The sequence below is a fragment of the Metalysinibacillus jejuensis genome, from assembly GCF_003057615.1.
In the GTDB taxonomy this organism is placed as follows: Bacteria; Bacillota; Bacilli; order Bacillales_A; family Planococcaceae; genus Metalysinibacillus; species Metalysinibacillus jejuensis.
Genome location: NZ_QAFW01000018.1, coordinates 1 through 10,280, shown reverse-complemented (window position 1 = coordinate 10,280; position 10,280 = coordinate 1). Strand labels below are relative to the sequence as shown.

The 10,280-nt window shown below is 41.4% G+C and carries 6 protein-coding genes, 1 pseudogene and 1 CRISPR repeat array; of the genes and pseudogenes, 4 read left to right on the top strand and 3 right to left on the bottom strand.

Features of this window, described 5'->3' with window-relative positions; genetic code table 11:
- Positions 1-10: 10 nt before the first annotated feature.
- Complete coding sequence (gene cas6 / locus DDE80_RS07600) at positions 11-910, bottom strand: CRISPR system precrRNA processing endoribonuclease RAMP protein Cas6 (protein WP_108307067.1); 900 nt, start codon at positions 908-910, stop codon at positions 11-13.
- A 298-nt stretch (positions 911-1,208) separates the two neighbouring features.
- Here cas6 and DDE80_RS15745 point away from each other — a divergent pair.
- Positions 1,209-1,564: pseudogene (locus DDE80_RS15745) on the top strand (IS21 family transposase); the annotation flags it as partial.
- Between the two features lie 419 nt (positions 1,565-1,983).
- Positions 1,984-5,848: a CRISPR direct-repeat array (repeat unit 33 nt; unit sequence ATTTCAATCCACTCTCTCCATACAGAGAGAGAC).
- Positions 5,849-6,080: 232 nt separating this feature from the next.
- Positions 6,081-7,493 carry a SulP family inorganic anion transporter gene (locus DDE80_RS07585; RefSeq protein WP_108307065.1) on the top strand — a complete coding sequence of 471 codons (1,413 nt, stop codon included), beginning with the start codon at positions 6,081-6,083 and terminating at the stop codon, positions 7,491-7,493.
- 14 nt (positions 7,494-7,507) lie between these two features.
- Here DDE80_RS07585 and DDE80_RS07580 read toward each other — a convergent pair whose 3' ends face one another.
- Positions 7,508-7,906, bottom strand: coding sequence for a hypothetical protein (locus tag DDE80_RS07580; protein ID WP_108307064.1), 399 nt, complete (start codon positions 7,904-7,906; stop codon positions 7,508-7,510).
- A 140-nt stretch (positions 7,907-8,046) separates the two neighbouring features.
- Here DDE80_RS07580 and DDE80_RS15295 point away from each other — a divergent pair, with 140 nt between their 5' ends.
- The gene (locus DDE80_RS15295) at positions 8,047-9,618 is read left to right on the top strand and encodes a GIY-YIG nuclease family protein (protein ID WP_201261510.1); all 1,572 of its coding nucleotides are present in this window, start codon (positions 8,047-8,049) and stop codon (positions 9,616-9,618) included.
- Between the two features lie 153 nt (positions 9,619-9,771).
- Entirely contained in the window at positions 9,772-10,152 is a 381-nt protein-coding gene (locus tag DDE80_RS07570) for a PBECR3 domain-containing polyvalent protein (RefSeq protein WP_108307063.1), read from the top strand.
- Here DDE80_RS07570 and DDE80_RS07565 read toward each other — a convergent pair.
- Positions 10,133-10,280, bottom strand: a 148-nt coding sequence (locus DDE80_RS07565; RefSeq protein WP_153060880.1) for a zinc ribbon domain-containing protein, incomplete at its 5' end; no start/stop codon positions are given. The genes DDE80_RS07570 and DDE80_RS07565 overlap by 20 nt on opposite strands.

Below are 10,280 nucleotides of genomic sequence, written 5' to 3'. Positions count from 1 at the left end.
TTTTTTCACCTCATGCATAATTTATATGATATGATCCAAAACCATGTGTCGCATTGCGTCCAATATGTAGTAAACTACCTGCCTCAAGAAGCGGCGTAAATGGCGTAATATCTCCCTCATATTGCCCCCAACCTGTTAAAACTTCCATTGTTAGAGCTTGGTTTTTTTGATTCATCGAATAGCGGGTAAATGATGTAGGTTGCCACTCGCAATCCACAAGTTTGACTGCTTTGGCTGCTGCTAACATCGACGCATAATCCCAAGTAACATCGCTTGTTGTATAGGCCTTTGATAACAACTCTAGCCTACGAGCTATCGCTTTAATAATTTGATAAAATGCGGGCTTTTCGATTAACACCTTACTTTGCTCTAGCCGTAATGGTGCTGTGAATGTCAGCAACACGCTCGAAGCTTGTTGTGTACTAACGGTTAAAGGTTGAGGCAGGATATTTTCGTACCATATTTGATCGTTAAACCACACTAATCTCCCTGTGTCTTGATTTGTGATTTTTTGAAGTTTGAAGGGCAAACGAGCTGCTCCCCACCCCAAATGATTCATATTTTCAAATACTTGAATAAATAAAGGAACAGGTGCATCACTTAATAGGGTGACATTAAAACAACATATGTCCCCCTTGTGCCATTCCGTTTGATTGCCTGTAATTGGTGTTAAAATCATGCGATTTACAGAGCCTGCTGCATTTTTGGGTGACATAAAATAATTCGCATAATCGCAGTTTGAGGCAACTGGGCAAACATGACACTTAACCTGAGGCGTTGCACAAACCATTTTGCGTAAGCTGTGCCCTATGAGTCCTCTTAAGGTAGAACCTAAATAAGCAGGGAGCCTCCCCTTCGCTTGAGCGCTAAAACTCACACGGAATGTAATTTTATGTATATGTGCAAACATTTTTTCACCACCTTTTAACTTTTTATTTCCATTTAACTGTATCACACCACACTTTTTATTTCATATTTTAACCAAAAAATTGATTTCAACTTAATATAATGTTCCATAATGGTTTGGTGGGATTTATGGCCAGACTGCTTGGCAATAGTCGGGATATCCGCACCTTTTTGATACATCGCTGTGAATCGCTGTTTTTGTTAAGCTAAAACTGAGCCACAAACGCAATTGACAGGAAGATATAGAGGTGATTAGTTTGGAGAAAAAGCAATGAGTACTGATTGAGTACTACAAGCACAATATGAGCCAACGTCAAATTGCAGAAAAGCTCAAAATGTCTCGTAATACCGTAAAAAATACAGTGAGCAAGATCTAGCAGCTAGACAACGTGACACAAGGAATTTACCAAGCACAGATAATTACGTTACGCCTCCTGCATATAAAAAGCGTAAGCGTAAAGTGAATATGCATAAGCAGTAATTAAAAATTATTGATATACATGAAAAACTTCTAGAGGAAGGTTTTAAAATTGGCTACACTACGGTTCGCAACTTCGTGAATCGTGAGGGAAAAAAGGTAAAAGAAGTCTTCATTCGTCAAGAGCCAACAGCTGGTCGTGAAATTGAGTTTGATTGGGGAGAAGTAAAATTATTCATTAAAAACAGCGACAAACACCGATTTAACAGTGCTTGTCGCTGTTTTAATGTTACTAAGCTTTTATTTAGAAACGTTTTAAAGCTATAAATATACAAGAATATACAGCTATTGTTTCCCAAACTTTGCAACTTTTTTTAAATAAAAAAAACCTACACATAAAGTTATGAAACCAAATACTTTATATGTTATCGTTTTAAATTCTTCGTTAACCACTGTTATATTCAGAAACAAACAGCCTACTAGAATTATCACGATTCCTATAAGGGCATTAATTACCTTCACAGTATCCACCTACTAAAATTATTATTATTTCTATATTTATTTCGATAATCTATAGGCCATATCCTTTAAATCCACGATTTCTGCCTTTCCTTTTGCAATTAATCGGTCAATTTGCTCTTTCACACTCCGTGGTGTTAATTTCAATCCACTCTCTCCATACAGAGAGAGACAATATCGGTTGGCGCCCGCCTTGTCAGATTAAATATTTCAATCCACTCTCTCCATACAGAGAGAGACATCGACACAGGGTTATTTAAAGTGACAGCACGTATTTCAATCCACTCTCTCCATACAGAGAGAGACGACAAGCGTAACGGCTTTTTATCGGCTTTCCCAAGTATTTCAATCCACTCTCTCCATACAGAGAGAGACAGTTGTTAACAGTGGTTGCGGGCGAAGTATCAAAAATTTCAATCCACTCTCTCCATACAGAGAGAGACTATACTTATAAAAAAAAATAAACCATAAAGTGAGATTTCAATCCACTCTCTCCATACAGAGAGAGACTAAGTCGGCTACTGTACTCGAAAACGATACGATGATTTCAATCCACTCTCTCCATACAGAGAGAGACTTATCTGTAACCATTAAATGTGTGCGCGGGTGTATTTCAATCCACTCTCTCCATACAGAGAGAGACTCGCACTTGATCCACGCCCTCACTTGCTTTTCATCATTTCAATCCACTCTCTCCATACAGAGAGAGACTGTTACAACTCAACGACAACCACTATTGTTGGCGAATTTCAATCCACTCTCTCCATACAGAGAGAGACTGCTTACATCTATCTACCTTATATGGAGCGGTTGATTTCAATCCACTCTCTCCATACAGAGAGAGACTGTATGCACTTCGTGCTTCCTTCTGCTTTTCTACATTTCAATCCACTCTCTCCATACAGAGAGAGACTTACAGCGTCTGGGGTAAAAGCAGTTAACTTACTATTTCAATCCACTCTCTCCATACAGAGAGAGACTTGACCTCACGCCGTTAGAGGGTTCAGCTATCGATTTCAATCCACTCTCTCCATACAGAGAGAGACGTTAAAGCGAACGTTGCCCAAGCGTTACGACGAGTAATTTCAATCCACTCTCTCCATACAGAGAGAGACAACATCGCTGCGTCAATCGCTGTAAATGGCGTTATTTCAATCCACTCTCTCCATACAGAGAGAGACTCATAAATGTCTTGTGTAAAATTCATGTATTGCCCATTTCAATCCACTCTCTCCATACAGAGAGAGACGAGTAAATCGTGTTCAATTTCTGATTCGTTTTCGATTTCAATCCACTCTCTCCATACAGAGAGAGACTATTTCATTACCAAACTCGCTTTCTTCATTGTATATTTCAATCCACTCTCTCCATACAGAGAGAGACAAATTCATCGAATATAATTGTTGTGATTTTCGGATTTCAATCCACTCTCTCCATACAGAGAGAGACTTGTAATGGATAGCTTCAGCGCAACAGGAGAGACAATTTCAATCCACTCTCTCCATACAGAGAGAGACGCTAAATATTTTGGTGTGTCGCCGCACGAAGTCATATTTCAATCCACTCTCTCCATACAGAGAGAGACAATCGCTTCACTGATAATAAAAGTTGCGACAGGGATTTCAATCCACTCTCTCCATACAGAGAGAGACTGTAGCGGTCCATAGCATTTGCTTAGACATATATTTATTTCAATCCACTCTCTCCATACAGAGAGAGACAACAACTGATTAACGCTTTACCGTCGCTGTTAAAATTTCAATCCACTCTCTCCATACAGAGAGAGACCAAAATGCGTGGTCAATCGTACAACCAATTTTAATTTCAATCCACTCTCTCCATACAGAGAGAGACCAAAATGCGTGGTCAATCGTACAACCAATTTTAATTTCAATCCACTCTCTCCATACAGAGAGAGACTTAAACAGGCGGTTCGCTTCACTACCACGTTCGCCATTTCAATCCACTCTCTCCATACAGAGAGAGACTACTTCCATGCCGAATGAATGTGCCGATGCCGCTATTTCAATCCACTCTCTCCATACAGAGAGAGACGAATATTACGAGCGCAACAAGCCTGTACAAACGATTTCAATCCACTCTCTCCATACAGAGAGAGACGCGGTACTACGTGTGTAGCAGCTGTCAATACAGGCAATTTCAATCCACTCTCTCCATACAGAGAGAGACGCACTTCCTAGCACAAAACCCGAAGGTGCAACGCATTTCAATCCACTCTCTCCATACAGAGAGAGACGTTAACTCTAAGCCGTCAACTTTAACCGACGGGAATTTCAATCCACTCTCTCCATACAGAGAGAGACCAACAATTTCGTCTAACCATTCTTGCATGTCGTACATTTCAATCCACTCTCTCCATACAGAGAGAGACAACAGAAGTTAATTCAGGCGGAATTGTAATGGCATTTCAATCCACTCTCTCCATACAGAGAGAGACTGTCGCCTGGCGTTGCTGACTCAAGCAGTTCGATTATTTCAATCCACTCTCTCCATACAGAGAGAGACACGGCAAACAGCTACGCGACAATGTCAGCAAATCCATTTCAATCCACTCTCTCCATACAGAGAGAGACGCTGCCTTTCCAAATTGCTAAGTCGAGCATCGGAATATTTCAATCCACTCTCTCCATACAGAGAGAGACGGCGTCCAACCTTCAACAAAATTCATTGCTGCTTCATTTCAATCCACTCTCTCCATACAGAGAGAGACATACACCGATAACAGTGTATTGGTGTCTCTAGGAATTTCAATCCACTCTCTCCATACAGAGAGAGACATCGAATTATTAACAAAGCGATTGGAACAAGAAATTTCAATCCACTCTCTCCATACAGAGAGAGACGCTTCGTCTTGACGCAAGCGATTCATTTCAACTTATTTCAATCCACTCTCTCCATACAGAGAGAGACCAACCGCAATTTCGAAGCGGATATCGTAGATACATTTCAATCCACTCTCTCCATACAGAGAGAGACGCAAACTCGCCATCTGGTTTTCGGACCATCACCATTTCAATCCACTCTCTCCATACAGAGAGAGACAGACGCACCGATTACACGTAAAAACGTAACATTTATTTCAATCCACTCTCTCCATACAGAGAGAGACGACGAGAACGAGCCAGACAAAAACGTTTAGCACTCATTTCAATCCACTCTCTCCATACAGAGAGAGACGCTTATGTCGTTTTGGGCATTTCGTGGCCAAGCGATTTCAATCCACTCTCTCCATACAGAGAGAGACGACAAGACTTATTCAAAGCGCTGTCTCGTACGCCAATTTCAATCCACTCTCTCCATACAGAGAGAGACGAAGTTATGAATGCGTGGAGTGCTGACATGTTAATTTCAATCCACTCTCTCCATACAGAGAGAGACGTTGTTACTGTTGCCATTGGTCTACCTCCTTGAAGTCATTTCAATCCACTCTCTCCATACAGAGAGAGACGTTTACCTAACATAAAGTATGCTGCGAAGGTAGCAATTTCAATCCACTCTCTCCATACAGAGAGAGACGCTCAGAAACGAACTCAGAACCTTTAGGAGGGCATTTCAATCCACTCTCTCCATACAGAGAGAGACACAAATCATCGAGATCGTTGTGTACTGTCGAAAAATTTCAATCCACTCTCTCCATACAGAGAGAGACGTAAATATAAATGAGGTGAGGCAATGAGTAGTATATTTCAATCCACTCTCTCCATACAGAGAGAGACTTATGCGTCATGCAGCCGTACCTACATATATGCTAATTTCAATCCACTCTCTCCATACAGAGAGAGACGCTGTAGATAATGCACGTCAAACAAAAGATCATATTTCAATCCACTCTCTCCATACAGAGAGAGACGAAAAATGTTGCATGTCCACGCGTTGACACCTTTATTTCAATCCACTCTCTCCATACAGAGAGAGACCATAATCTGTTTGAGCATCAAATAACGCATTTTCATTTCAATCCACTCTCTCCATACAGAGAGAGACTGCGAGGGGTTGTGTCTCGCTATGTTCATTATACTATATGTAGTGGTTTTTACCAATTTTGGCATGAACTTTATGAAAAGAAATCGAAATCAGGCGAATTTAGTGTGCGAACCTACCAGTAAATGCATGGGTGCTTGGGGTTCGCCACTTCTTTCTCCCCCAAACCCATTCCACACGACGGCATTTTTTGCTATACTTATACTTTATTTTAATGAACGTGAGAGGAGATTTTATGGCGACTTTACAACAACAATGGTTTGGCAATGTACGCAAAGATGTGCTGGCGGGTATGGTGGCGGGGCTTGCGCTCATTCCTGAGTCATTGGCATTTGCTTTTATATTAGGCGTGGACCCAAGTGTGGCGCTGTACGCGTCATTTGTGATTGCGGTGATTACCGCCATTGTGGGTGGACGAACGGGCTTGATTTCGGCAGCGACGGGGGCGATGGCGCTTGTGTTGGTGAGCTTGATGGCCAATCACGGGCTGCAATATGTGCTAGCGGCAACTGTGCTGACGGGGATTATTCAAGTTGTGCTTGGGCTGCTTGGCGTGGCGCGCCTCATGCGCTTTATTCCTAATGCGGTAGTGCTTGGCTTTTTAAATGCGCTAGGCATTATGATTTTTATGACGCAGCTACCTTATTTAGTTGGCGTTAGCACCGCGAGTTATTTCTTTGTGGGCGGCACATTATTACTCGTTTACCTTGTGCCACGGTTTTTTACTGCCATTCCCGCGACGCTGATTGCGATTGTGGTCATGACAGCGTTGGCTATTTTTACAGGAGCCAAACTGCAAACGGTTGGTGATTTAGGCACGATGCCCCAAACACTGCCTATGTTTTTATTGCCTGACATTCCGCTCAACCTTACTACGCTAAAAATTATACTGCCCTACTCATTGGCGCTTGCGGTTGTTGGTTTACTGGAAACCTTACTCACTGCGCAAGTGTTAGATGAAGTAACGGAAACACCGAGCGACAAAAATAAGGAAGCACGCGGGCAAGGTATTGCCAACGTTGTAACCGGCTTCTTTGGTGGTATGGCGGGCTGCGCACTCATTGGGCAATCCATGTTAAATGTGCAGTCAGGGGGACGCGGACGTTTGTCTACGTTAACGGCAGGCGTATTTTTAATGGTGTTGATTTTATTATTTGGCGATAGCGTTATTCATATCCCGATGCCTGTACTAGCGGGCATTATGGTGATGGTGAGTTTTACGACATTTAATTGGGGATCGTTTCGTTTTATGCGCCAAGCACCAAAAGCTGAGGTGCTCGTGATGCTTACGACCGTAGCCATTATTTTATATACGCATAATTTAGCAATTGGCGTCGTGATTGGCATTTTGCTGAGCGCACTCTTTTTTGTCGCAACCATTTCGCGTATTACGGTAAAACAAGATGGCACGCACTATTTTGTCGAAGGCCCGCTATTTTTTGCGTCAACTAAAGCGTTTTGCCAAGCGTTTGACACTGTTAGCGCTAAAGCCGTGACGATTGATTTTAGCGCCAGCCACCTTTACGACGAATCAGCGGTTGCTGCCATCCAAAAAGTCCAAGTCCAATTACAGAAAAAAGGGACCACTGTGCAACTGACCGGGTTAAACCAACCAAGTGCCGCCCTACTGGCCCGACTTTCTCATTAAAACACAACAACCCCTCACTTTGGTGAAGGGTTGTTTTTGTGTACGATGGCTTCTGCGCGTGTGAAGCGCGTAGTATGCGGGATGCCTGACACCCGTTGCATATAACTATATTTTGTAAATGTATCGCCTTCAAAAAAAGCGAGTAACACACGGTCATCCAAATACGTAATACTTGTATCACGTAAACGCGTAGCAGGTATACCTACAGCGCGCATCTCCTGCTCGCTAGTATACGGCGTAACAATGACTACCTCATCCCACTCGCCTGAAACATAATCTGCCAATTTAATACGGTCAGTTGCTGCTGCAAGCTGTGTCGCACTCGTTGTATCCTCTTTAATTTTATAAACATTATAACCCGCACCGACTACTAGCAACATAACCGCTCCAATCAGCCACCATTGCACCTTCATCTCCTTCACCTCTTTACGAAAAACGCACTTCACTAACAATAAGTTGCCCTATTTTAGGACTAAATTTGTAAATTAGTAATAAATGATTATAATAAAAGGGAAAACGTTATTACTAATTTACCAAAAGGAGTGTGTAATGGATGAAATGGTATCATAACTGGGTTATTATTGTACTTTTACTTTTGAGTGGTTTTACTACATATGGGCTGACTAGCCTAGTAGGTGGATTGTTGCTTGCCTCTCGTTTGGTAACAACACGCGCCGCACAAGGACAAGGTGAGTATACTAAGGTCGAAAATATCCGCAGCGTGTTACAAACAAAACGCCAAGAGCTTACTAAAGTCGAACATAATTTACAACAAGCCGAACAATTATTTAAAGAAAAAGAGGATGCTTATATCACAGCCATCCGCCAAGACTTTGAACAAGAACGACAACAAATTTTACAACAAGCTAATGAAGAAGCTAAAACGATTCATCTCGATATTCAAGGTTTTATTGATGAAAAGCATGAACTCGAAGCGTTAACAGAAAAACTGCGTAAACAAACAACCACACAGGAAAATCGTTTGCGCAAATTAAAAACGGAATACCAAGGCATCCATCAATTAACCCAACACTTCCCTGAAGCTATTAATATGACAAAGCTAGAACATGAAGTAGCGCTATATGTAAAAGATTTAGACGAAGCTGAGCTTACGAAGGAATTATTGACATTAGATTGCCATTACTTAAACTCTAAAGAACTACGCAAACAAATGAACCGCGTTAAAAAGGACGTCTCTCAATTATTGGATGCCTACGTTGATCGCTATAATACAAAAGCAAACAAAACCATTTATCAGCTTTTAGTAATTGGCTTACAAGCCGAATTACAAAATGTCATTTACTCATTAAGTTATGCCAAATTAGAAGAAGCACAGACGCAAATTAAAGAGATGATTCGTCGTTATTTAGCAATTTGTGCCGATGGTAATGCGAGTATTTTACCTACGATTACCCGCTTCTTAACAGAAATCGAGCCACTCTACTTACAAGCTGTCGAAATCGAATACCACTTCTACCATAAACGGGAGCAAGAACGTGAGGAACAGCGTTTAATTCGCGAACAAATGCGTGAGGAAGCGGCTGAACGTAAAGCGCTAGCCGAGCAACAAAAGAAAATTGAACAAGAAGAAGAAAAGTACAATACCGAATTACGCCGCACACAGGAGCTTTTAGCAAATGAAGCGGATGCTGAAAAGTTAGCAGCCCTGCAAGCTCGCATCCTTGAACTTGAGCAATTGCAAAGTAAAGTAGCTGAGGAAAAAGAAGAAATTCTTAAACGTGCTAACGGCAAAGCAGGCTATGTGTATGTCATCTCTAACTTAGGTGCATTTGGCGAAAATAAATTTAAAATCGGTATGACGCGCCGTCTTGAGCCAATGGATCGCATCGACGAACTTAGCAACGCTTCTGTGCCGTTCCGTTTTGATGTCCATGCGCTGATTTTCTCTGACGATGCAGTAACGCTTGAAAAGCAATTGCATGAACAATTGGATGAAAAACGTGTAAATAAAGTAAACATGCGTAAAGAGTTTTTCGAAACAACCATCACAGAACTCGAGGATATTGTCACTACTCTCGACCCAACTGTTGAGTTCCGCCCAACACTTGCCGCACAGGAATACCGTCAAACCTTAGCACTGAATCAACCATTACAACCAGCGTAATCGTACCTGCCCTCACTTTATGGTGAGGGTTTTCTTTATTTCACTTATATTTACTTCATAACAGTATGAAATTTTCATTACCATCTAAAGGGGTTATTTCTGTAGTAAAGCAGTATAATAGAAAGATAATTAGTGATTGGAGGTGGTAAAATAGTGACTTATACGATCAATCCCACAAGTACAGAAATACAAAAAATTGGAGCTATACCACAATGTATTATTGATTATTATAATTTACAGTGTATTTCTGCAGAAGTTCACCTTCCTCCTGGTGTGCTCAAACATTTAAAAAAACGTGGCCACTGGGATGATTTTTTACAATACTACGAAATTATTCCACAAATGATTGCTGCTCCTGATTATATTGGACAAAACCCCAAAGAGCCAAATACTATTGAAATATATAAAGTTATTTCTGATCACATTATTCTCCCTTTGAACTACCCCCACTTAACACCTTACGGGTTGTTTGAAGTGGGGGATTCCTACGAACTCCGTTCTATCGAACAGATATTTAGTAGGCTAACCCCGTAGCCCCTACGGTTAGAAGTCTTATCGCTTCATTTTTAATATTTTGTCCTGCGTTAATATCTCTATCGTGATGTATTCCACAAGATGGGCAATCCCATTCACGAAGATTTAGATGCTTAACGTCTTTGTTT